General features: G+C 66.9%; 24 protein-coding genes. 8 read left to right on the top strand and 16 right to left on the bottom strand.

The genetic code is table 11. The annotated features are described in order from the left end of the window. A partial coding sequence (locus MTR65_RS07090) for a hypothetical protein (protein ID WP_243798549.1) occupies window positions 1-304 on the top strand: 304 nt, incomplete at its 5' end. A gap of 100 nt (window positions 305-404) precedes the next feature. Continuing rightward, complete coding sequence (locus tag MTR65_RS07085; protein ID WP_243798547.1) at window positions 405-1,337, top strand: hypothetical protein; 933 nt, start codon at window positions 405-407, stop codon at window positions 1,335-1,337. A gap of 145 nt (window positions 1,338-1,482) precedes the next feature. Here MTR65_RS07085 and MTR65_RS07080 read toward each other — a convergent pair whose 3' ends face one another. From MTR65_RS07080 to MTR65_RS07040, 9 genes are all read right to left on the bottom strand, one after another. Next, a complete protein-coding gene (locus MTR65_RS07080; RefSeq protein ID WP_039389816.1) occupies window positions 1,483-1,842 on the bottom strand; it encodes a HesB/IscA family protein in 360 nt (119 codons plus the stop codon). Further along, window positions 1,839-2,360, bottom strand: coding sequence for a GNAT family N-acetyltransferase (locus MTR65_RS07075; RefSeq protein WP_243798544.1), 522 nt, complete (start codon window positions 2,358-2,360; stop codon window positions 1,839-1,841). The genes MTR65_RS07080 and MTR65_RS07075 overlap by 4 nt, the downstream gene beginning before the upstream one ends. Further along, window positions 2,357-2,848, bottom strand: a complete 492-nt coding sequence (locus tag MTR65_RS07070; protein ID WP_243798542.1) for an SUF system Fe-S cluster assembly protein — start codon at window positions 2,846-2,848, stop codon at window positions 2,357-2,359. Before MTR65_RS07070 ends, MTR65_RS07075 begins: the two co-directional genes overlap by 4 nt. Next, a complete protein-coding gene (locus MTR65_RS07065) occupies window positions 2,845-4,059 on the bottom strand; it encodes an aminotransferase class V-fold PLP-dependent enzyme (RefSeq protein ID WP_243798540.1) in 1,215 nt (404 codons plus the stop codon). The genes MTR65_RS07070 and MTR65_RS07065 overlap by 4 nt, the downstream gene beginning before the upstream one ends. Then, the gene (locus MTR65_RS07060) at window positions 4,056-4,796 is read right to left on the bottom strand and encodes a SufD family Fe-S cluster assembly protein (RefSeq protein ID WP_243798537.1); all 741 of its coding nucleotides are present in this window, start codon (window positions 4,794-4,796) and stop codon (window positions 4,056-4,058) included. The genes MTR65_RS07065 and MTR65_RS07060 overlap by 4 nt, the downstream gene beginning before the upstream one ends. Then, window positions 4,793-5,548, bottom strand: a complete 756-nt coding sequence (gene sufC / locus MTR65_RS07055; RefSeq protein ID WP_243798535.1) for a Fe-S cluster assembly ATPase SufC — start codon at window positions 5,546-5,548, stop codon at window positions 4,793-4,795. Before sufC ends, MTR65_RS07060 begins: the two co-directional genes overlap by 4 nt. A gap of 145 nt (window positions 5,549-5,693) precedes the next feature. Then, window positions 5,694-6,179, bottom strand: coding sequence for an endonuclease domain-containing protein (locus tag MTR65_RS07050; RefSeq protein WP_243798533.1), 486 nt, complete (start codon window positions 6,177-6,179; stop codon window positions 5,694-5,696). Continuing rightward, a complete protein-coding gene (gene sufB / locus MTR65_RS07045) occupies window positions 6,179-7,681 on the bottom strand; it encodes a Fe-S cluster assembly protein SufB (protein ID WP_243798531.1) in 1,503 nt (500 codons plus the stop codon). The genes MTR65_RS07050 and sufB overlap by 1 nt, the downstream gene beginning before the upstream one ends. Next, window positions 7,682-8,089, bottom strand: a complete 408-nt coding sequence (locus tag MTR65_RS07040; RefSeq protein WP_039389832.1) for an SUF system Fe-S cluster assembly regulator — start codon at window positions 8,087-8,089, stop codon at window positions 7,682-7,684. 363 nt (window positions 8,090-8,452) lie between these two features. Here MTR65_RS07040 and MTR65_RS07035 point away from each other — a divergent pair, with 363 nt between their 5' ends. From MTR65_RS07035 to MTR65_RS07020, 4 genes are all read left to right on the top strand, one after another. Then, entirely contained in the window at window positions 8,453-9,508 is a 1,056-nt protein-coding gene (locus MTR65_RS07035; protein WP_243798528.1) for a quinone-dependent dihydroorotate dehydrogenase, read from the top strand. Between the two features lie 11 nt (window positions 9,509-9,519). Beyond that, a complete protein-coding gene (gene ggt, locus MTR65_RS07030; RefSeq protein WP_419145036.1) occupies window positions 9,520-11,331 on the top strand; it encodes a gamma-glutamyltransferase in 1,812 nt (603 codons plus the stop codon). Window positions 11,332-11,648: 317 nt separating this feature from the next. After that, window positions 11,649-13,454, top strand: a complete 1,806-nt coding sequence (locus MTR65_RS07025; protein ID WP_243798526.1) for an AMP-dependent synthetase/ligase — start codon at window positions 11,649-11,651, stop codon at window positions 13,452-13,454. Between the two features lie 44 nt (window positions 13,455-13,498). Beyond that, entirely contained in the window at window positions 13,499-14,602 is a 1,104-nt protein-coding gene (locus tag MTR65_RS07020) for a transporter substrate-binding domain-containing protein (RefSeq protein ID WP_243798523.1), read from the top strand. 89 nt (window positions 14,603-14,691) lie between these two features. Here MTR65_RS07020 and MTR65_RS07015 read toward each other — a convergent pair whose 3' ends face one another. The 6 genes from MTR65_RS07015 to MTR65_RS06990 form a co-directional block, all read right to left on the bottom strand. After that, on the bottom strand, window positions 14,692-15,804 hold the full coding sequence (locus tag MTR65_RS07015) for a class I SAM-dependent methyltransferase (protein ID WP_243798521.1): 1,113 nt from the start codon (window positions 15,802-15,804) through the stop codon (window positions 14,692-14,694). Between the two features lie 3 nt (window positions 15,805-15,807). After that, window positions 15,808-16,137, bottom strand: a complete 330-nt coding sequence (locus MTR65_RS07010; RefSeq protein WP_226638176.1) for a hypothetical protein — start codon at window positions 16,135-16,137, stop codon at window positions 15,808-15,810. Window positions 16,138-16,369: 232 nt separating this feature from the next. Continuing rightward, window positions 16,370-16,897 carry a hypothetical protein gene (locus MTR65_RS07005; RefSeq protein WP_226638175.1) on the bottom strand — a complete coding sequence of 176 codons (528 nt, stop codon included), beginning with the start codon at window positions 16,895-16,897 and terminating at the stop codon, window positions 16,370-16,372. Between the two features lie 155 nt (window positions 16,898-17,052). Next, window positions 17,053-17,868, bottom strand: coding sequence for a bifunctional sulfur carrier protein/thiazole synthase protein (locus MTR65_RS07000; protein ID WP_226638174.1), 816 nt, complete (start codon window positions 17,866-17,868; stop codon window positions 17,053-17,055). A gap of 79 nt (window positions 17,869-17,947) precedes the next feature. Continuing rightward, complete coding sequence (thiS, locus tag MTR65_RS06995; protein WP_419145035.1) at window positions 17,948-18,289, bottom strand: sulfur carrier protein ThiS; 342 nt, start codon at window positions 18,287-18,289, stop codon at window positions 17,948-17,950. A gap of 9 nt (window positions 18,290-18,298) precedes the next feature. Next, window positions 18,299-18,676 carry a MerC domain-containing protein gene (locus MTR65_RS06990; protein ID WP_243798519.1) on the bottom strand — a complete coding sequence of 126 codons (378 nt, stop codon included), beginning with the start codon at window positions 18,674-18,676 and terminating at the stop codon, window positions 18,299-18,301. A 132-nt stretch (window positions 18,677-18,808) separates the two neighbouring features. Here MTR65_RS06990 and MTR65_RS06985 point away from each other — a divergent pair, with 132 nt between their 5' ends. Both MTR65_RS06985 and cutA read left to right on the top strand, forming a co-directional pair. Further along, complete coding sequence (locus tag MTR65_RS06985) at window positions 18,809-19,903, top strand: COX15/CtaA family protein (protein ID WP_243798517.1); 1,095 nt, start codon at window positions 18,809-18,811, stop codon at window positions 19,901-19,903. A gap of 1 nt (window position 19,904) precedes the next feature. Beyond that, window positions 19,905-20,243, top strand: coding sequence for a divalent-cation tolerance protein CutA (gene cutA, locus MTR65_RS06980; RefSeq protein ID WP_243798515.1), 339 nt, complete (start codon window positions 19,905-19,907; stop codon window positions 20,241-20,243). A 64-nt stretch (window positions 20,244-20,307) separates the two neighbouring features. Here cutA and MTR65_RS06975 read toward each other — a convergent pair whose 3' ends face one another. Beyond that, window positions 20,308-21,207, bottom strand: coding sequence for a LysR family transcriptional regulator (locus MTR65_RS06975; protein WP_268739293.1), 900 nt, complete (start codon window positions 21,205-21,207; stop codon window positions 20,308-20,310). Between the last annotated feature and the right edge of the window lie 5 nt (window positions 21,208-21,212).

The following is a 21,212-nucleotide window of genomic DNA, read 5'->3' as shown; positions in this document are numbered from 1 at the left end:
CATCCGCCCCGCGACACCGTCCGGCGCGCGCGACCCGCGTTTCCTCAACATTCCGGGGCTCGAAGGCGTGATCGGCGTGACCGAGCGCGAACTGGTGCGCCAGTTCGGCCAGCCCCGGCTTGAAGTCTGGGAAGGGGATGCGCGCAAGCTGCAGTTCACCGGGCGCGCCTGCTTGCTCGACGTCTATCTCTACCCGACCTCGAATTCGAAGGCCCCGGTCGCGACCTACGTCGATGCGCGGCGCCAGTCGGATGGGCAGGACGTGGACCGCGCGGCCTGCGTCGCGGCGCTGCGCCAGCGCTAGGACCTGCGCACCGGGCCTCGGCGGCCCCTGCATTAACGCGTAATTAGGGCTATTGGGCCTAGTTTCGCGCCTGCAACCAGGGCGGGGACCAGCACGACCGATGACCATGCATTTCAGCGCCATTGCCGAGAAGGCTCTCGCCGACGGGACGATCTGCGCCAAGGACGTTCTCGAGCTGCGCCGCACCGGCTGGGCGGACGGCACCATCACCGCCGAAGAGGCCGCGACGATCTTCGCGGTCAACCGCCGCCTTGCCACGCCCGAGCCTGAATGGGCCGAGTTCTTCCGCGAGGCCATCACCCACTTCATCGTCGAGATCGAGGAACCGCGCGGCTACGTGAGCGAGGCCAATGCCCGCTGGCTGATCGAGCAGATCGAAGCCGACGGCGCGGTCTGCTCGCTGACCGAACTGGAAACGCTGATCCGCGTGTTCGAGACCGCCCTCTCCACGCCCGAGGCCCTGCGGGTCTGGGCCATCGAGTGCCTGGAACACGAAGTGCTGACAGGCGAAGGCCCCACGCGCTGCGGGGGCGAACTGGAAAAGGGCCGGGTCACGCAGGCCGAAGCCGCGCTGCTGCGCCGTGTGCTCTTCTCCAGCGGATCGGACCGCCCCGCCGGGATCGGCCGACGCGAAGCCGAACTGCTGTTCCGCCTGAAGGACGAGACGCTCGGCGCCGACAATGCGCCCGAATGGAAGGCGCTGTTCGTGCAAGGGGTCGGAAACTACCTGCAGGGCTTCACCAGCCACACCCCGCTCGACACCGAGCGCGCGGCCGAGCTCGAGCGGTTCATGAACGATACGACCTCATCGGTCGGACGGTTCCTGGGCCAGACCGGGCGCGCGGCGCTCAATCCCAACCATCTTGGCAAGATCTTCGGCAAGAAGCCCCCGCGCCGTGAGTTCAACGCGCTGGTGGAAGCCGCCACCGACATCACCCGCGACGAGCAGATCTGGCTCGACGAGCGGATCGAGGCCAACGGCATGGTCGACGACTACGACCAGGCCCTGCTGCGGTTTCTCGCGGAGGGGTAAATAGATAGAAAGACACATCCGAGGGCCATCGCCCTCGGGCTCCCCGAATTGTCTAGCTCACCTTGCGCGCGCCAGGTTGGCTGAGAAAGGTGAGGTTGCCGATTGCGGGGTCAAGGGGCGATGGCCCCTTGGATAAGTCTTCTTCTTAAACCGTGAAGCTCTCACCGCAACCGCAGGCGCCCTTGGCATTGGGATTGTTGAACACGAAGCCGGCGGTGAAGTCGTCTTCCTGCCAGTCCATGGTCGAACCGATCAGGTAGAGCACCGAGGCGGCATCGATGTAGAACACGCCGCCGGGCGTCTCGATCTTCTCGTCCATGGGGCTTTCCTCGGTCACGTAGTCCACCGAGTAGGCCAGCCCCGAACAGCCCCGGCGCGGGGTCGAGAGCTTGACACCGATCGCGCCGTCGGGAGCCTGCGCCATGAGCTTGGCGACCCGCTCCTCGGCGCTGGGGGTCAGCACGACGGCGGCCGGACGCGGGCGGGAGGTTGTCGTGGTGGTCATAGCTTCTTTTCCCAGAATTGAGCGGTTCCCGCATCGGGATCGAGCGCATAGGTGGCAAACCCCTGCGCGGTGTAGAGCGCCTTGGCGGGCGCATTGCCCGAGAGCACCTCGAGCGTGACCTTGCAGGCCCCGCGCGTGCGGGCCTCGGCCTCGACCGCATTCATCAGCGCGCGGCCGATACCCTTCCCGCGATGTTCTGAGAGTACCACGAGGTCATGGATATTGACCAGCGGGCGCGCGGCGAAGGTCGAAAAGCCGGTAAAGCAGTTGGCGAGCCCGACCGGCTCCGCGCCCGCGAAGGCGAGGACCGAGAAGGCCCCCGGAAAGGCATCAAGCGCGATGGCGAGCCGTTGTTGCACCGCCGGGGCAAGGCCCTCGCCGCCGCCCATCGGATCGCGCGCATAGGCATCGAGCAGCGCGACGATAGCCTTGCCGTCCGCCTCGTAACCATAGTTGGCAAGGCGCACGTTGAGGCCATCGACGTGGCCCTGCTCGGCAAGGTCCGCCGCTTCGCTCACAGCATGCCCAGTTCGAGCTTCGCCTCGTCGGACATCTTGGCCATGTCCCACGGCGGATCCCAGACCAGATTCACTTCGGCATCGCGCACGCCCGGAACCGCGGCGACGCGCAGTTCCACTTCGCCCGGCATCGATTCGGCAACCGGACAGTGCGGCGTCGTCAGCGTCATGGTGACCGCCACCGAGGCCTCGGGCGAGACATCGACCGCGTAGATGAGCCCCAGATCATAGATGTTGACCGGAATCTCGGGGTCAAAGATCTCCTTCAGCGCATCGACCACGCCGTCGTAGATCGCGCCGCCCGGCTCACCCGGATTGGTCCCTTGCGGCTTCTCGGCCAGGAACCCTTCAAGGTAGTCGCGCTTGCGCTCACCCTCGGTCTCGGCCGTGGCCTGCGGAGCCTCGGCCTCGTCGACCCGCGCGCGGCGGGGGGCGGGGGCTTCATCGACACTTTCGACGGTGAAGTTGGGCTTCTCGTCGTTGCTCATCCAAAAATTCTCCTGGTGCGCTCGATCCCTTTCAGGAGCGCCTCGATATCGCTTTCGTCGCTGTAGAGGCCGAAGCTGGCCCGGGCCGTGGCGGACACCCCAAGGTGGTCCATCAGCGGCTGCGCGCAGTGGTGCCCGGCGCGGATCGCGACCCGGCTGCCGTCTGCACCTTCCTCGTCCAATATGGTGCCCAGATCGTGCGGGTGAACCCCGTCGAGGGCAAAACTGACGATGCCAAGGCCATCCTCGGGCCCGAACAGAGTCACATCATTGCGTGCGGACAGTTCGCGGCGCAGCGTGGCGGTAAGGTCGCGCTCATGGGCCTGGGCCCGGTCGAGGCCGACCTCGTCGAGCCAGTCGACAGCCGCGGCCATGCCCAGCGCCTCGACGATCATCGGCGTCCCCGCCTCGAAGCGCTGCGGCGCCGGGGCGTAGGTGGTCTTTTCAAAGGTGACACGGTCGATCATCGCCCCGCCGCCGTGCCAGGGCGGCATGGCATCGAGAATGTCCTTCTTCGCCCAGAGCACGCCCACCCCGGTCGGCCCGTAGAGCTTGTGCGCCGAGAAGGCGTAGAAATCGCAGTCCAGCGCCTTCATGTCGAGCGCAAGGCGCGGGGTGGCCTGGCAGCCGTCAACCAGAAGCTTCGCGCCGACATCGTGCGCCAGCCGAGCGGCGCGCGCCACGTCGAGCACCGAGCCCAGCACGTTCGAGACATGCGCCAGCGCCACCAGCTTGTGCGCCGGGGTCAGCATGGCTTGCGCGGCGTCGAGATCGATCCGGCCATCCGCCGTCAACGGGCAGACATCGATGGCAACGCCGGTGCGTTCGGCGAGAAGCTGCCAGGGCACGATGTTCGCGTGGTGCTCGAGCACGGAAAGCAGAATGCGGTCGCCCGCCTTCAGGTTCGTCAGGCCCCAGGTCTGCGCCACGAGGTTGATCGCCTCGGTCGCGCCGCGGGTGAAGACGATCTCATCCTCGGCCGCGCCGATGAAGTTCGCAGTCGTGCGCCGCGCCGCCTCGAAGGCCAGCGTCATCTCGGCCGAACGCGCGTAGACGCCGCGGTGCACGGTCGCGTAGTCGCGGCCCAGCGCGTTCACGGTGGCATCGATCACGGCCTGCGGCTTCTGCGCGGTCGCCGCGGTGTCGAGGTAGTGCCAGTTGCCCGCAAGTCCCGGAAACTGGTCCTTCAAGGTCAGCGTCGCAGTGCTCATCCCAGGATGGCCTCCAGCCGGGCCTGCGCGGCTGCGTTGAGCTCATCGCTCTCGGGCGCGCCCGAGAAGGCCTCGGCGATGAAGGCCTGGAGCATCAGGCGCTTGGCGTCCGCCGGGGGAAGCCCGCGCGACATGAGGTAGAACAGGCCTTCGGCATCCAGCTCACCCACCGCGCAGCCGTGCGCGGCCTTCACGTCGTCGGCGAAGATTTCGAGCTCGGGCTTGGCGTTGGCGGTTGCCGTGCGGTCAAGCAGCATGGCGCGCACCGACTGCTCGGCGTCGGTGCCGTCCGCGCCGCGTTCCACGCCGATGCAGCCGAGGTACGTGCCCACAGCCTTTTCAGCCAGAACGGTGCGCACGATCTGCGCCGAAGTCGCGTTTTCCTCGGCGTGGACTACCTTGGTCACGATCTCGAGATTTTCCGAGCCCGTCGCCAGCTGCGCCGCGCCAAAGGTGAAGTCCGCGCCTTCGCCCAGACGCACGTCGAGCGCGAAACGGCCATAGACAGGGCCCGCGGAAAGGACGCGCAGGTCGTACTTCGCGCCCTTTTCCAGCGTGATCACGAGATGGCGCGCGACGGCCGCCTCACCGTCCAACACGACCTGAAGCGAGTCCTCGCTGCCTGCGGCAACATGGATCTCCTCGGGCGCGATCGGCCAGAGCGTTTTCAGCGCCGCGAGATCGGAATACCGGTAGTCCTCGTCCCGGCGCGTCGGAAGAGTCAGGGTATCGCTCATGCCGCCGTCTCGTGCACCACGGCTTCGTAGCCCTCGTCCTCGAGGCGCAGGGCCAGTTCGGGACCGCCTGACTTGACGATGCGGCCCGCCGAGAGAATGTGGACATAGTCCGGCTTCACGTAGTCGAGCAGGCGCTGGTAGTGGGTGATGAGAAGGACAGCCTTGTCCTTCTGGCGCATGATCGAGTTGATGCCTTCGCCGCAGATGCGCAGCGCGTCGATGTCGAGGCCGGAATCGGTCTCGTCGAGGATTGCGAGCCTGGGGTCGAGGACGCCCATCTGCACCATCTCGGCGCGCTTCTTCTCACCGCCCGAGAAGCCCACGTTCACGGGGCGCTTGAGCATGTCCATGTCCATCTTGAGAAGGCCCGCCTTCTCCTTGGCAAGCTTGAGGAACTCGCCGCCGGTATAGGGTTCCTCGCCGCGCCCCTTGCGCTGGGCGTTGGCCGCCTCGCGCAGGAACTGGACGAAGGAGACGCCGGGGATCTCGACCGGGTACTGGAAGCCGAGGAAGAGCCCGGCGGCCGCACGCTCGTGCGGTTCCATCTCGAGCAGGTCTTCGCCGTTGAAGGTCGCCGAACCGCCGGTCACTTCATAACCGGGACGGCCGCCCAGCGTGTAACCCAGCGTCGACTTGCCCGCGCCGTTGGGGCCCATGATGGCGTGGATCTCGCCCGGGTTGATCTCGAGGCTGAGCCCCTTGAGGATCGGCTTGTCGGCCACCTTGGCCTGGAGGTTTTCAATCTTGAGCATGGCGTTGTTCAGTTCCGCTTGGATTCGTGTGGCGCACGAGGGGCGAGGGGCTGGCCCTGCACGCTCCCAAGGCGCGGGAAAAAGGGTTCGCCCGAGAGAGCCGGGCTGGCTCGACAGGACAGGAGAAAGGCGCTTGCGCGCCGCCTCATGCCTCGGTGTCCTCCATCTGCACGCCCGCCCCGCCGCGGCGCGCAGCGCGCTTGTCGAAGGGGCGGTTGACCTCGACGCTGATCGCCTGGACCACGCTGTCGATGTCCGAGAGCACCTCGCTCTCGGCAAAGCGCAGCACGCGCACGCCGACCTGGCGCAGCTTGGCGTCCTGGAGCGTGGCAACCTCGACGTTGGCACCTTCCGGGCTCAGCAGCACCGCGATCCAGCGCGAGGGGCAGGCAAAATCGACGATCGCCGAGCCGACGATGGCCTGGCGGATGAACTTGACCCCGCCCAGCTTCGAGGCCGACAGTTCGGCCCAGAGCGCGGCCTGCGCCTCGCTCGGGTGGTGGCGCTGTTCGCGCGCGCGTTCCTTGAGCTTTTCATAGCGGGCGCCCGTCAGCGCGAACGTCGCGCGAACGTCGCCGCCGCCACTCGTGCCACCCTGGCTCACGCCCAGCGTCTTGCGTTCCACGGTCATTATCCGACACTCCCTTCGAGCGAAATGCCGAGCAGCTTCTGCGCCTCGACCGCAAATTCCATCGGCAGTTGCTGGAGAACTTCCTTCGCAAAGCCATTGACGATGAGGCCGACCGCCTCCTCGGTATCGAGCCCGCGCTGCTGCGCGTAGAAGAGCTGGTCGTCGCTGATCTTGGAGGTGGTCGCCTCGTGCTCGATCTGCGCGGTGGGGTTCTTCACCTCGATGTAGGGGACGGTGTGCGCGCCGCAGTCCTTGCCCAGCAGCAGCGAATCGCACTGGGTGAAGTTGCGCACGTTCTCCGCCGAAGCGCCCACGCGCACGAGGCCGCGATAGGTGTTGTTCGAGCGGCCCGCCGAAATGCCCTTGGAGATGATCGTCGAGCGCGAGCCTGCGCCGTTGTGGATCATCTTGGTGCCGGTGTCGGCCTGCTGGTAGTTGTTGGTGACCGCGACCGAATAGAACTCGCCAACCGAGTCCTTCCCGTTGAGCACGCACGAGGGGTACTTCCAGGTCACCGCGGAGCCGGTCTCGACCTGGGTCCAGGACACCTTCGAACGGTCACCCTGGCACAGCGCGCGCTTGGTCACGAAGTTGTAGATGCCGCCCTTGCCCTCGGCGTTGCCGGGATACCAGTTCTGCACCGTGGAGTACTTGATCTCGGCATCCTCCAGCGCGACCAGTTCGACAACGGCTGCGTGCAGCTGGTTCTCGTCGCGCTGGGGCGCGGTGCAGCCTTCGAGGTACGAGACGTAGGCGCCCTTGTCGGCAACGATCAGCGTGCGCTCGAACTGGCCGGTGTTTTCCGCGTTGATGCGGAAATAGGTGGACAGCTCCATGGGGCAGCGCACCCCTTCGGGCACGTAGACGAAGGTGCCGTCCGAGAAGACCGCGCAGTTGAGCGCGGCAAAGTAGTTGTCATGCTGGGGCACGACCTTGCCGAGCCACTTCTTGACGAGCTCGGGGTACTCGCGGATCGCCTCGGAGATCGAGCGGAAGATCACGCCCGCGCTTTCCAGCTCCTTGCGGAAGGTGGTGGCGACCGAAACCGAATCGAAAACCGCATCGACCGCGACCTTGCGCGCGCCCTCGACGCCGGCGAGCACCTTCTGCTCTTCGAGCGGAATGCCCAGCTTCTCGTAGACGCGCAGGATTTCGGGGTCGACCTCGTCGAGCGACTTGGGGCCGTCCTTGGCCTTGGGCGCGGCCCAGTAATAGGCCTCCTGGTAGTCGATCGGCGGCACGTCGAGCTTGGCCCAGTCGGGCGGGGTCATTTCAAGCCAGCGGCGGTAGGCCTTGAGGCGCCACTCGAGCATCCACTCGGGCTCGTCCTTCTTGGCCGAGATGTACCGCACGGTCTCTTCGGACAGGCCCTTGGGGCCGTATTCCTGCTCGATATCCGAGGACCAGCCGTGCTCGTAGTCGGCGACGCGCGCGGCGGCCTCGCGGGCGGCCTGATCGCGCTCGGGAGCCTCCGGCGTGAGAGGGGCGGAACCTTGTGTCATTTATGCTTCCTCGACGAACTGGGTGAGGGGCACCTGTGCCAATGCCCCGCGCAGGGCCGCATTGACCTGCGGCCAGTGGGGGCGAACCGTGCATTGCCCCTCCAGCGTGCAGTCATGCTTGCCCTCTTCGATGCAGGCGGTGAGCGCGATCGGCCCCTCCACCGCTTCGACAATGTCGGCTATCGTTATTGCGGCGGGCGGGCGCGCCAGCTTGAGACCGCCACCGGCCCCGCGCGAGGAGCGCATGAGCCCCGCCGCGCTGAGCTTGCTCACCAGTTTCTGCACCGTGGGTCCGGGAAGGCCGGTTTCCTCGGCCAGCTGCCCTGCGCTGATGCGCACGCCGCCGCAATGCCGCGCGGCGGCGGACATGATGACAACAGCGTAGTCGGCCATGCTGGACAAGCGCATCGCTAAAGGACTTCTCGCACCCGAGGGTTAAACTGGATTAAATCTCTCCAATTCAACTAGCGCAGGACGCCGCGGTTTTCAATGGGGCGCAGACCTTCGCGCGCGCCGTCTGGATGCAAAATGCGCACACAAGGTCATAAAAAAGGGCGGCTTTCCGCCGATGCAGAAAGCCGCCTCAAGGTATAAAGAACTCGTGCGCATCCCGCTACGAGCCCTTCGGGTCGCGCAACCCATGTAGGCTGAGGCGCCGTTCAGGAATTGTAGATTTGCGACATGGGGTTGCTGGGGGGCGTGAGCTAAGAGCGCTTTTTTGCTGACAATTGTTGTTAGACGAAAGATTTGTGGCCTTCGCGCAACGCGGCTATGAGCGCGGCTGTGACCTACAAAGCCCTTCGCCCCGCCCTTTTTCGATTCGACGCCGAATCGGCACATGGCATCGCGCTGCGCACGCTCGCGATGGCCCGCTTCCTGCCCGCCCCTGCGCCCAGTCCGGCGCTGACGAGCGAAGTGGCCGGCATTGCCTTTCCCAATCCGGTCGGCATGGCCGCCGGGTTCGACAAGGACGGCGAGGTCCCCGACGCGCTGCTAAAGCTCGGCTTCGGGTTTGCCGAGGTCGGCTCGATCACCCCCCTGCCCCAGCCGGGCAACCCCAAGCCGCGCCTGTTCCGCCTCGAAGAGGACCGCGCGGTCATCAACCGCATGGGCTTCAACAACGGCGGTGGCCAGGCGGCCCGCAAGCGCCTCTCGGCACGCGCCGCGCGCCCGGGCGTGGTGGGTATCAACATCGGCGCGAACAAGGATTCAACTGACCGCGTCGCCGACTACGCGACGATGGCGCGCATGATGGCGCCTTATGCCACCTACCTTGCGGTCAACATCTCCAGCCCGAACACCCCGGGCCTGCGCGCGCTGCAGGACGAATCGGCGCTCACCGGCCTGCTCGACGGCGTCATCGCCGCGCGCGACGAAGTCTGCCCGGTGAAGGCCCCGCCCGTCTTCCTCAAGGTCGCCCCCGATCTCGAACCCGCCGACATCGACGCGATCGCGCGCATCGCCATCGAGCGCAAGTTGGGCGCGCTGATCGTCTCGAACACCACCATCTCGCGCCCGCCGCTCGCCTCTGCGCACGCGGGCGAGGGTGGCGGCTTGTCGGGTGCGCCGCTCAAGGATCTGGCCCAGCAGCGCCTGCGGGATTTCCGCAGGGCGACCGGCGGCGCGCTCCCCCTGATCGGCGTGGGCGGCATCGCCACCGCCGAGGACGCCTGGGCCCGCATCCGCGCGGGCGCCAGCCTCGTCCAGCTCTACAGCGCGATGGTCTACGAAGGGCCCTATATCGCCAAGCACATCTGCAAGGGGCTGGAAACGCTGATGAAGCGCGATGGCTTCACCACCATTGCCGAGGCGGTCGGAAGCGAATAGCCTCGCGCGCAATGCTTCGAAATTCGCTCGCCGTCCTGCGCACGCCCTTCGCCCTTTCCGCCTCGCTTGCCCTTCTTGTGGGCACCGCAGGCTGCACCGCTACCGCGCCTGCCGAGATGCAGGCGCCGCCCCCTGCCGCGCAGAACCGCGACGGTACCGGGATCGGCGTGGTCAGCGCGGCCGACCCGCGCGCGGCGGCGGCCGGCGTCGAAATCCTCAACCGTGGTGGCAGCGCGACCGATGCCGCCATCGCGACGATGCTTGCTCTCAACGTGGTCGAGCCGCAGAATTCCGGGATCGGCGGCGGCCTGTTCTGGGTCCGCCACGGCGCGGCCGACGGTTCGATCGCCACCATCGACGGGCGTGAGACCGCGCCGGGTGCCGCCGACGAAAGCTGGTTCCTCGATGCCAACGGCGAACGCCGCCCGGGCCGCGAGATCTACCAGGGTGCGCTCAGCTCGGGCGTGCCGGGTGCGCTCGCCGCCATGGCCAAGGCCCACGCGCAGTGGGGCACGCTGCCCTGGGCCGATCTCTTCGCGCCCGCCATCGCGCTCGCCCGCGACGGGTTCGTCGTCACCGACCGCCTTCACAACGGCCTCAATCTCTACAGCCACCACGTCACCGGCTGGGCCAAGGACACCTATTTCCCGGGCGGTGAGGCCGTCGCCATCGGCTCGACGCTCAAGACCCCGGTGCTGGCCGCGACGCTCGAACGCCTTGCCGCCGAAGGGCCCGAGCCCTTCTACAAAGGCGATATCGCGCAGAGCATCGTCCACGCGCTCAACAGCGCCGAGCCCGTCTCCTCGCCGATCACCACCGCCGACCTCGCCGGCTACGAGGCGAAGGAACGCCCCTCGGTCTGCGACGACTACCGCGGCTACAAGGTCTGCTCGATGGGCCCGCCCTCTTCGGGGGGCCTCACCGTGCTGATGATTTTGAAGCAGCTCGAACGCTTCGACATGAAGGCGCTGGGCAAGGACAACCCGGTCTCCTGGCACCTCCTCGCCGAATCCGAGCGCCTCGCCTACGCCGACCGCAACCTCTACATGGCCGACCCCGACTTCGTGGGTGTCCCGGTCAAGGGCCTGCTCGACCCCGCCTACCTCGCCCGCCGTTCGGCCCGGATCGATCCGGCGCGCACGATGCAGGTGATCGAGCCCGGCACGCCCGAAGGTGCGCCCGCGCGCCAGCGCGTCCCCTTCCGCGACGATCCGGGCACGAGCGACCTTGCCGTCGTCGACAAGCAGGGCAACGTCGCGCAGGTCACCACCACCATCAACGGCTACTTCGGATCGGGCATCGCCGCCTCGGGCTTCCTCCTCAACAACGAGCTGCCCGATTTCGACCCGGTGCCGAGCAAGGACGGCTATCTCGTCGCCAACCGGGTGGAAGGTGGCAAGCGGCCGCGCAGCTCGATGTCACCCACCATCGTCTATGCCCCCGACGGCTCGGTGCGCCTGGCCATCGGCGCGGCGGGCGGCTCCACCATCATCTGCCAGATCGCCAAGGCCATCATCGGCGTGATCGACTGGGACATGTCCGCGCAGGACGCCATCGCAATGGGCCTCGTCTACGCGCCGGGCTCAAAGACCGCGACGCTCGAACAGGGCACCGAGCTTGAAGCCATGCTCCCCGCGCTCCAGGCGCTGGGCGAGAACGTCAAGATCGCCCCCCTCGGTCTCAAGGCCAACGCGGTCGAGAAGGTCAACGGCCAGTGGCTGGGCGCGGCCGATCCGCGCAGCGAAGGCGTGGGCATGGATACGCTGGGCAACGTCACGATCATCAAGCGCCGCAAGAACAGCCTCAACGGCGCGCACGAATAAGAAGAGGAAGATGATTCAAGGGGCCATCGCCCCTTGACCCCAAAATGGGCGACCTCACCTCCCACTGCAAAGGCCGCGCGCGTAAGGTGAGGCCGACAGTTTGGGGAGCCCGAGGGCGATGGCCCTCGGAAATCGTTCTTCTACGCCCTTCAAACGACAGCCCGTGTCCGCCTTGCGACCTTTCTGACAATCCCCCTGCCCGCTTGCCGCAACCGATTGCGCGGCCTAAGCGTTCGATCCGAGAAGCACGCCCGGCGTCGTTCGCACGCGCGGGCCCGGTACAAGCCCTGTACAAGGCAGAGAGGATTTCCGAGCCCATGGATCTTGTCGAATTCGACAGGTGCGCCAACGTCGTATCGCTGTTCCTGGCCCGCGCCGACGCGCTGGGCGAGGCTCCCATGCTCTGGGCCAAGCGCGAGGGCGAATGGACCTCGATCAGCTGGGCCGAGGCTGCACGGCGGGTCTGCCTGCTCGCCGAAGGGCTGCGGGCGCGGGGCCTGCGCGATGGTGACCGGGTCCTGATCGTCTCGGAAAACCGCCCCGAGTGGTGCCTCGCCGATCTGGCGATCATGGCGGCCGGCTGCGTGACGGTGCCCACCTACACCACCAACACCACCCGCGATCACACCCATATCCTTGAAAATTCGGGTGCCTGCGCGGCCATCGTGTCGAGCGCGAAGCTGGCAAAGCCCCTGCTTCCCGCCATCGTCCAGACCGACCTGTGCCGCCATGTCGTGGGGATGGAACCGCTCCCCAGCCTGCAGGGCGGCAACTTCGCGACCTCCTTGTGGGACGACATGCTGGAGGGCGATGCACAGGCCGCGCGCGCGGCAGTGGAGGCGCGTCTCGTCTCCATCGGGCGCGACAGCCTCGCCTGCATCATCTACACCAGCGGAACGGGCGGCGCGCCGCGCGGGGTGCGCCAGCACCACGGCATGCTGCTCACCAACATCGCGGGCACCACGCAGGTCATCCTCGACGACTTCCACCTCGACCGTCCCGAGGTCTTCCTTTCCTTCCTGCCGCTCAGCCACGCCTACGAGCACACCGCGGGCGAGATCTTCCCGATCGGCCTCGGCGGACAGATCTATTACGCCGAAGGGCTGGAAAAGCTCGCCGCCAACATCGAGGAGGTCGGCCCCACGATCATGGTCGTCGTGCCGCGCCTCTTCGAGGTTCTGCGCACCAAGATCATGAAGCAGATCGAGAAGCAGGGCGGCGCGGCCAAGTGGATGATGGACCAGGCCATTGCGGTCGCCATGCGCAAGGCGGCGGGCAGCCGGCGCCTGACCGACTACCCGCTCGACGCGCTGCTCGAACGCACGCTGCGCCCGAAGATCCGCGCCAAGTTCGGCGGACGGATGAAGGCGCTGGTATCCGGTGGCGCGCCGCTCAACCCCGAGATCGGCATCTTCTTCGAGGCCATGGGCCTCACGCTCCTGCAAGGCTACGGCCAGACCGAAAGCGGCCCCGTCATCTCGGTCAACCGCCCGCGCGCGGGGATCAAGATGGACACCGTCGGCCCGCCGATGCGCGGCGCCGAAGTGCAGATTGCCGAGGATGGCGAAATCCTCGTGCGCGGCGAGCTGGTCATGCACGGCTACTGGCAGAACGCGGCCGCGAGCGAGGCCGCGCTCCAGAACGGCTGGCTCCACACCGGCGACATCGGCCACATCGACGAGAAGGGCCGCATCTGCATCACCGACCGCAAGAAGGACATGATCGTCAACGACAAGGGTGACAACGTCTCGCCCCAGCGGATCGAATCGATGCTCACGCTCCAAAGCGAGATCGCGCAGGCCATGGTGGCGGGCGACCGGCGTCCCTACGTCGTGGGCCTGATCGTGCCCGATGCGGACTGGGCACGCGAATGGGCGCAGGAGAACGGCGAGGAGGGCGATCTGGCCACGCTCCAGACCCTGCCCGCCTTCCGCGCGGCCATCCGCGAGGCCATCGACCGGGTCAACCGCGAGATGTCGGTGATCGAGAAGGTGCGCCAGTTCGCCTTTGCCGACGAGCCCTTCGCGATCGAGAACGAGGAACTGACCCCCAGCCTCAAGATCCGCCGCCACAAGCTCAAGGAACGCTACGGCGCGCGTCTGGACGCGCTCTACCGCAGCTGACAGGATGGGCGCTCCCGGCCAAGACGGCCCATCACGGAGCGCCCATGCCCTGCCTGCCAGTGAAGACACCGCCTGCCCTGCTTTCCCTTCTCGCGGTCTTCCTAGCACTCGCCTCCTGCCTCTCGGCCCTGCCTGCCCGGGCGCAGGAGACCGGGCAGAGCCTGACCGTCGCGACGCGCGTAGCCCCGCCTTTCGTGATGAAGGGCGACGATGGCGCCTGGTCAGGCCTTGCCATCGACATGTGGCGCGAAATCGCCAAGCAGCGGGGTTACGAGTACACGTTCGTGGAGAGCGACTTGGCCGGCATGGTCGATGGGGTGGCCGACGGGCGCTATGACGCCAGCGTGGGCGCGCTCACGGTGACGGCCGCGCGCGAAGAGCAGGTCGATTTCACCCACCCCTTCTACGCCACCGGCTTCGGCATTGCCGTGCCCAAGGCGCCGCCGGCCTGGCTCTCGCTCCTGCGCAACTTCTTCACGCTCCAGTTCCTTCAGGCGATCCTGGCGCTGTGCGCGCTGCTGCTCGTGGTGGGCCTCCTTTTCTGGCTGGTCGAGCGGCGCCACAACTCCGAGGAATTTGCGCCAGGCCCGCGCGGCCTGTTTGCCGGTTTCTGGTTCTCCGCAGTGACGATGACCACTGTGGGCTATGGCGACAAGGCGCCCAGGACGGCGGCGGGCAAGGCCATCGCGCTGGTCTGGATGTTCGCCGCGATCCTGATCATTTCCACCTTCACCGGCATGATTGCCTCCTCGCTGACGAGCGGGCGGCTGACCGGCGCCATCGGCGGGCCGGAGGACCTTGCCGTGGCCTCGGTCGGCTCGATCCGCGCGTCGGCAAGCGACGAATGGCTCTCCAGCGAGGGTATCGCCTTTACCGGCTATACCGATATCGAGAGCGGCCTTGCGGCCCTGCGCGAGGGCCGGATCGAGGCTTTCGTCTACGACGAGCCGCTGCTGCGCTACCGCGTGCGCAAGGACACCACGAATACCCTGCGCGTCCTTCCCGGCACGTTCGGGCGGCAGGACTATGCCATTGCCACCGGCCCCGACAGCGCCTTGCGCGAGCCGGTCGACATCTCCCTGCTCCAGATCGTGGAAGGCTCGAAATGGCGCAATGATCTGAGCCGGGTGCTGGGCAAGGTGAAGTAGCGCGGGGCGGAGACCCGCCACGAAAAAGGGGCGCTCTCCCGGTTTGGAAGAGCGCCCCTTTTCGTTTGAGGGCCTGATGAGGCCCCGTCTTACTTGCGGCCCGAAGTCACGAACCAGGACAGGAAGACGCCCTTCGATTCCTCGCCGAACTTGCTCGCCGACATGTCCGGGCCCAGGACCGCGTCCTGGAAGCCGACCTTCACGTCCTCGAACCCGGCCGCCGTCATCAGCGCGCCGTAGTCGGCCGAGGTGGCTTCCTGCCAGGCGGGCTCGTTGTTGTAATCGCGCTCCATGCCCGCGATCACCTGGCTCCACAGATCGAGCGTCTCGTACTTGACGGGCACTTCAAGGTGGACCGCGATGCCGCCCTTGCGCAGCAGGCGGTGGCTTTCCTTGAGGATGTTCTGGATCGCCTCGGGCGAGGTCTCGTGCATGACCGCCGCGGTGAAGACGAGATCGAAGCTCTCATCTGCAAAGCGGGTCTTCTCGGCATCGTCCTGCACGAAGTGGATCGCCGCGCCCAGATGCGCGGCACGGGCGTGCGCGTAGCGCAGCACCGAGGCGCCGACGTCGACCGCGTAGGCCTCGGCCTTGGGGTAGGCTTCGGCGACGGGAATCACGCTCGAACCCACGCCGCAGCCCAGTTCGACCAGCTTCTCGGGCTGGAAATCGGGGTAGCACGAGGCGAGGTGCGCCGCGACGGCCTTGCCGCGACCATCGTTGAGGAAACCGCCGTTGCGGCCCAGCATGTAGACTGCACCGCCGCGGTCCATCAGCGCGCCCTGGCGCACGCCGTCGGTGTCCGAACCGTAGCCACCGGGCATGAGGTGGACGTGGGCGTCTTCCAGATAGTCGGGGACCTCGAAGTCCTCAGCCAGCGTCAGCGAGCCGATCTCGGCCGCCTCGGAGGCCTTGGCGTCCAGTTCACCGGCCTGCCGATCGACACAGTTCCACACCGAATCCCAAAGGAGTTCCTGCGTGGTGCGGCGCATGTTCGACCAGCCCAGGAACGCCGGCTCCTTGTGCAGCTTGTCGAAGACCTCTTCGGCGCGCGCGTTGTGGCTGAGGCCCGGATCGAGTTCCTCGGCGATCTGGCGCTCGTGCGGCTCGACCTCGGTGTAGAGCCAGTACTGCAGGTCGCGCACGAAGAGCTGTTCGGTGGTCTCGTCGTGGTTGGCGCTGGCAAGCATCGGATGCGACATGGTTCAGGCTCCCTGGTTCGAAGTCGTCTTGGCCGCGCGGCGCATGGCCGCCTCGCGGATCGGGCGGAATACCTTGCCGATCAGGCGCTGGCGCAGCGCGCCGCGCGCCTTGGCGGCGTCCTCATCGGGAACATAGGCCTCGACCGCGCCTTCGTCGAGCGTGCCGGCCTTGGCCAGCAGGCGCTCGAGCGTGTCGATGCGCTCGCGCGCCATGGCCAGTTCGCTGGCCAGCGCGGTGATCATCGCGAAGGTCTGGTCATCGCCTTCGTCCAGGCCGGGCATGTCCCGGCGACCGGCGGTCTGGGGTTTGGCCATCTGCGGCTTGTTGGTCACGCGTTACACCTCTTGTTCCAGTCCGGTTGCGTCAGATACCGGATCTTTCAGGAGTACAAGATGCCATAACGCTCTTCGGGTGCAGGTCCGCCTTCGATTTGTCCGAACGGCGACAACCTGCGCCGGATTTTCCGGTCGCAGGTTGCGGTTTGGGCCTCACGCTACGTGGTAAAGGGGCCCGGTGCAGGGAAAGCGGTGCGACCCGAAGGCCCTGCGGTCAAGGAAAGGTGTCTCAGGCGGCTTCGAGCTCGATCCACTCGGGGTAGAAGCCGGGTTCGCGCGCGGACCAGCCCGGCGCCGTCGCGGCGGCTTCGCTGATCGAGTGCAGCAGGGTCTTGCGCCAGTCGGGGCGGATCTGCGGGAGCGCCGCCGCGCCGCAGAAGGCTCCGGGGAGCCAGGGCCGGGCCCAGGCGCCCAGCAGGCGTTCGTAGAGGAAGCGGAAGGCGGAGAAGCTGGCCAGCCCGCCTTGCGCCAGGTCGTAGGCGGCCATGCGCACCAGCTTGCCCATGAACGGATCGAGATCGGCAAAGCCGTATTCGTCCGGGCGCTGGCCACGCAGGGCCTGCAGGTCACGGTAACTCTCGTACTGGCCCCGGATCGAGGCCATTTCCCCGGCGTCGCGGCCCCAGAGCTTGAAAGCGTCCTGGCGCCCCAGGCCAACATCGAGACTGCGCCGGATATAGCGCTGTTCCGAAGGGGTGAAGCTTGCGAATTCCCGAAGCTCGCTGATCGTGAGACTTGCCGTGCCTGCGTATTCCATGTGCTGTGTCCGTTGCTTGTTATGTGTCGTTGTTCAGCTTTCGCCTTTCCCGTGATGGACACACTTTAAGCTCCGCGCGCTTACCCACGCGTTAAACATGCAATCGTTTGAACACCTCACTGACCGAAAGTATTAGGCAATAAAATCGTTAACCATCAGATCATGCCGGAAAGCGGGCTTGAGGGGTCTGCATAGCGGCGCTTCTGCATGCGTCCGCTAAGATATGCATGGCGTCCGGCCTCCACCGCGAGGCGCATTGCCTTCGCCATCCTTACCGGATTCTTCGCCTCGGCAATGGCGGTGTTCATGAGCACGCCGTCGCAGCCCAGCTCCATCGCGACCGCCGCTTCTGATGCCGTGCCCACGCCCGCATCGACCAGCACCGGCACCTTGGCGCCCTCGACGATGAGGCGCACGGTGACCTGGTTCTGGATACCCAGCCCCGAACCGATCGGCGCGCCCAGCGGCATGACCGCGACGGCACCGGCCTCTTCAAGCTGCTTGGCCGCGATCGGATCGTCGACGCAGTAGACCATCGGCGCGAAGCCTTCCTTGGCGAGGATCTCGGTGGCCTTCAGCGTCTCGCGCATGTCGGGATAGAGCGTGCGCGCCTCGCCCAGCACCTCCAGCTTGACGAGGTCCCAGCCGCCCGCCTCGCGCGCCAGGCGCAGCGTGCGGATCGCATCCTCAGCCGTGAAGCAGCCTGCCGTGTTGGGGAGGTAGGTGATCTTCTTCGGGTCGATGTAGTCGGTCAGCATCGGCGCCTTGGGGTCCGACACGTTGACGCGGCGCACCGCGACCGTGACGATCTCGGCGCCCGACGCCTCGACTGCAGCCGCGTTCTGCTCGAAGTCCTTGTACTTGCCCGTGCCCACGATCAGGCGCGAAGTGAAGGTTCGCCCGGCAACGGTCCAGGTGTCGGCCTCGTTGGTGGCGGTGGCAGCGGCAGGGGTGGTGGCGGTATCGGTCACGGGTCGCATCCTTTCAGGGGCGTCGAGGCGCGCGAAAATCTCGGGAGAAACAGGAACGGGGAACGGGGCTTGAGAGGCGTCAGCCGCCGCCCACGAAATGGACGATCTCGAGGATGTCGCCCTCGCACAGGGTCACGTCGGCCAGCGTCGAGCGCGGCGCGATCTCGGCGTTGTGCTCGACCGCGACCTTGGCGGGATCGAGACCGATCTGCGCGACAAGGTCGGCAATCGTCGAGCCAGCCGCGATCCGGTGCGGCTCGCCGTTGACGGTGAGCGAGATAAGGGCGTTCGGCGTGTCGTTCTGGGCCATGTGGGTGCAGATAGCGCGCCCTGCGCCGAGCGCAAGGTTTCCCGCCGCCGAGCCGGGGCCTGACCAGCGCTTTTCGTCAGGAGCGGCAGGGACATCGCCTGCACGTCCCACACGCAGGGATCAGTGGGCCGCGTGGCCGCGCAGATTGGAGAGATGCGCGCCCGCAACAAGGGCCACGCCGCAGATGGTCAGCAGCGCTTCGGGCAGGCCATGGCCCACGAAGAGCGCAAGCGCCATCAGCACAATGCCCGCCCCGCCGGTCACCAGTGGGGTCATCCGGCCATGGCGCAGAACGCCAAATCCGAGCGAGACCGCGCCGAACACGACGGCAAGAGCCAGCCCGACCTCATGAATCGCGGGCGAGAGCAGCAATTCCCCGCCCAGCCCCAGCACGCCGACCAGCACGATGCCTGCCACGCAGTGCACCGCGCAAAGCCCGCTGAGCAGGATTCCGGCCCGGTCGAGCCGTCCACGAATCGGGGAAGGGTTGCTGCGCATCGCTCGGCAAATATGTAACGTTGTAACATTAATCAAGAGCAGGGCCGAAATTTGCCACGAACCGAGCGCTTACCACGCCCGGAGCCTGCGGGCTCTTGCGTAACCTGCGGCAAGGGCTCAGGAAGAGTCCCCATGAAGAACATGGACGGTCGCCCTCTCATCGGAACCCACGACGACATCGGCGCGATGGTGCGCTGGCTGTTCACCGTCGCCGTGCTGGTCGTGCTCATCGTGGCCATCGGCGGGATCACCCGCCTCACCGAATCCGGCCTCTCGATCACGCAGTGGAAGCCGGTGACCGGCGCCCTGCCCCCGCTGACCGACGCGCAGTGGCAGGCCGAGTTCGCCGAGTACCGCCAGATCCCGCAGTACCTCGACGTCAATGGTCCTGCGGGCATGACGCTGGCCGACTACAAGTTCATCTACTTCTGGGAATGGGCGCACCGGCTGATCGCGCGCATCATCGGGCTGGTCTTCGCGCTGCCGCTGATCTGGTTCTGGGTGCGCCGCACGATCCCGCTTGGCTACAAGCCGCGCCTGCTCGCCCTCCTTGCGCTGGGCGGCCTGCAGGGCGCGGTGGGCTGGTGGATGGTCTCCTCCGGGCTTTCCCCCGACGCGCTCGACCGGGTGAGCCACTTCCGCCTGGCCGCGCACCTCCTGACCGCGCTCCTGACATTGGGCGGGCTTGTCTGGACCGCGCTCGACCTCAAACAGCTCGAACAGGGCACCCCGCGCTCCTCGCTCGGACGCTTTACCTTCGTGGCGCTCGCCGCGCTGGCGATCCAGCTCTTCTACGGCGCGCTCGTCGCGGGCATGCGCGCGGGGTATGTGGCGGGCGCAGGCTGGTTCCACCTCGACGCCTGGCCGCTGATGCAGGGCCATCTCTTTCCCGAAGGCGTCGATGCGTCGGGCGGGCTCTTCCATGCGCTTTTCAACGATCCCTTCCTCGTCCACTTTCTTCACCGCTGGTGGGCCTGGGTCGTCGTGGCGATCCTCGTCGTCATGGGACGGCGTCTGCGCGCGATCCGCCAGCGCCCGGCCTCGGTGGCGATCCACATGGCCTTCGGTCTGCAGATACTGCTTGGCATTGCGACAATCTGGTCGGGCGTGAACCTATGGCTGGCGGTCGCCCACCAGGTCTGCGCCGCGCTGCTGGTAATGAGCGTGGTCTGGGGCGCCCATGCCCTGGGTCGCCGCGACCCGGTCAACCTGCTGAGCGCGGCCTGAGATGGCGGCCGGGCCCCTTTCCGGCGCCCCCCTTTCCGGCGCGCTTGTCTGGTGCCCCTGCCCCGATGAAGCCGCCGCGCTCGCGGCCGCGCGCACCCTCGTCGAAGAGAAGCTCGCCGGTTGCGGCAACGTGATCCCGGGGGTCACCAGCGTGTTCGAATGGGAGGGCCGGATCGACACCGCGCGCGAAGTCGGCCTGCTCCTCAAGACCCGCGCCGACCTGCTCGAGGCCGCCGTCACGCGCCTTGGCGAGATCCACCCCTACGACACGCCCGCCGTACTGGGCTGGGTCTGCGATGCCGGCGCCCCGGCCACACTGGGCTGGCTGGGCGAGCTCTGACACCCGGCGCGCAGGCCCGCCTGACGGGCGCCCAGATCAATCTGCCAGCACGCTCAGACCGGGGCTAGGGTGCGAGCTGGCGGGCAAAACGGATGATGCGTTCGCGCAGCCAGGTCAGCCCGGCATCGTGCGTGCGCGCGACATGGTACTGCATCATCTCGCGCATGTTGGGGACATGGAAGGGAAGCTCGGCGATGGCGAGCTCGTGCACGGGTGCCGCGGTCTGTGCCAGCCGCTCATGCATGACAGACAGGCGGTTGGTGCCGCGCAATAACCAGGGCACCTGGATGAACGACTGCGCGCAGACCTCGATCCGGCGCTCGGGAACGAGCGTGTTCAGCACGCCTTCGACAAAGGTATCCTGATTGCCGATGCGCACCGCCACGTGCCCTGCTGCGAGGAAGCCCTCGCGCGTCAGTTCGCAATCCAGCAGGGGGTTGTCACGCGCGCCCACGGCAACGAAACGCTCCTCGAAGAGGAGTTCGCGCGGATGGTCGCAGTCCATGAATTCCTCGGGCGTGAGGATCAGGTCCACCTCGCCCGCCTCCAGCTTGTCCGCGCTGTCCATGTCAGGGAGCGAAAGGTTGAGACGGATGCCCGGCGCCTCGCGCTGGAGGACCTCGACCAGGGGCACCAGCAGCACCGTAGTGATGTAGTCCGAGGCATTCACGAAGAACAGGCGCCGGGACACCGCCGGATCGAACCGCGTGCTCATCGCGATCAGCCCCTTGAGGCGTATCAGCGCATCGCTGACCTCGGGCGCGATCGCCAGCGCGTGCTGGGTGGGAATCATCTTCTTGCCGTGGAGCACCAGAAGGTCGTCGTGAAAGCTCTCGCGCAGGCGCTTGAGCGAGGCGCTCATCGCCGATTGCGTCACGTTCAGCCGCTTCGCCGCGCGCGTCACGCTGCGCTCCTGAAGCAAAGCTTCGAATGCAACCAACAAGTTAAGGTCGAAATGATCCATCCGCA

This window comes from Novosphingobium mangrovi (assembly GCF_022818885.1).
Lineage (GTDB): Bacteria > Pseudomonadota > Alphaproteobacteria > Sphingomonadales > Sphingomonadaceae > Novosphingobium > Novosphingobium mangrovi.
Note: the sequence above shows the minus strand (reverse complement) of the source record. Positions and strands in the feature narration are given on the sequence as shown.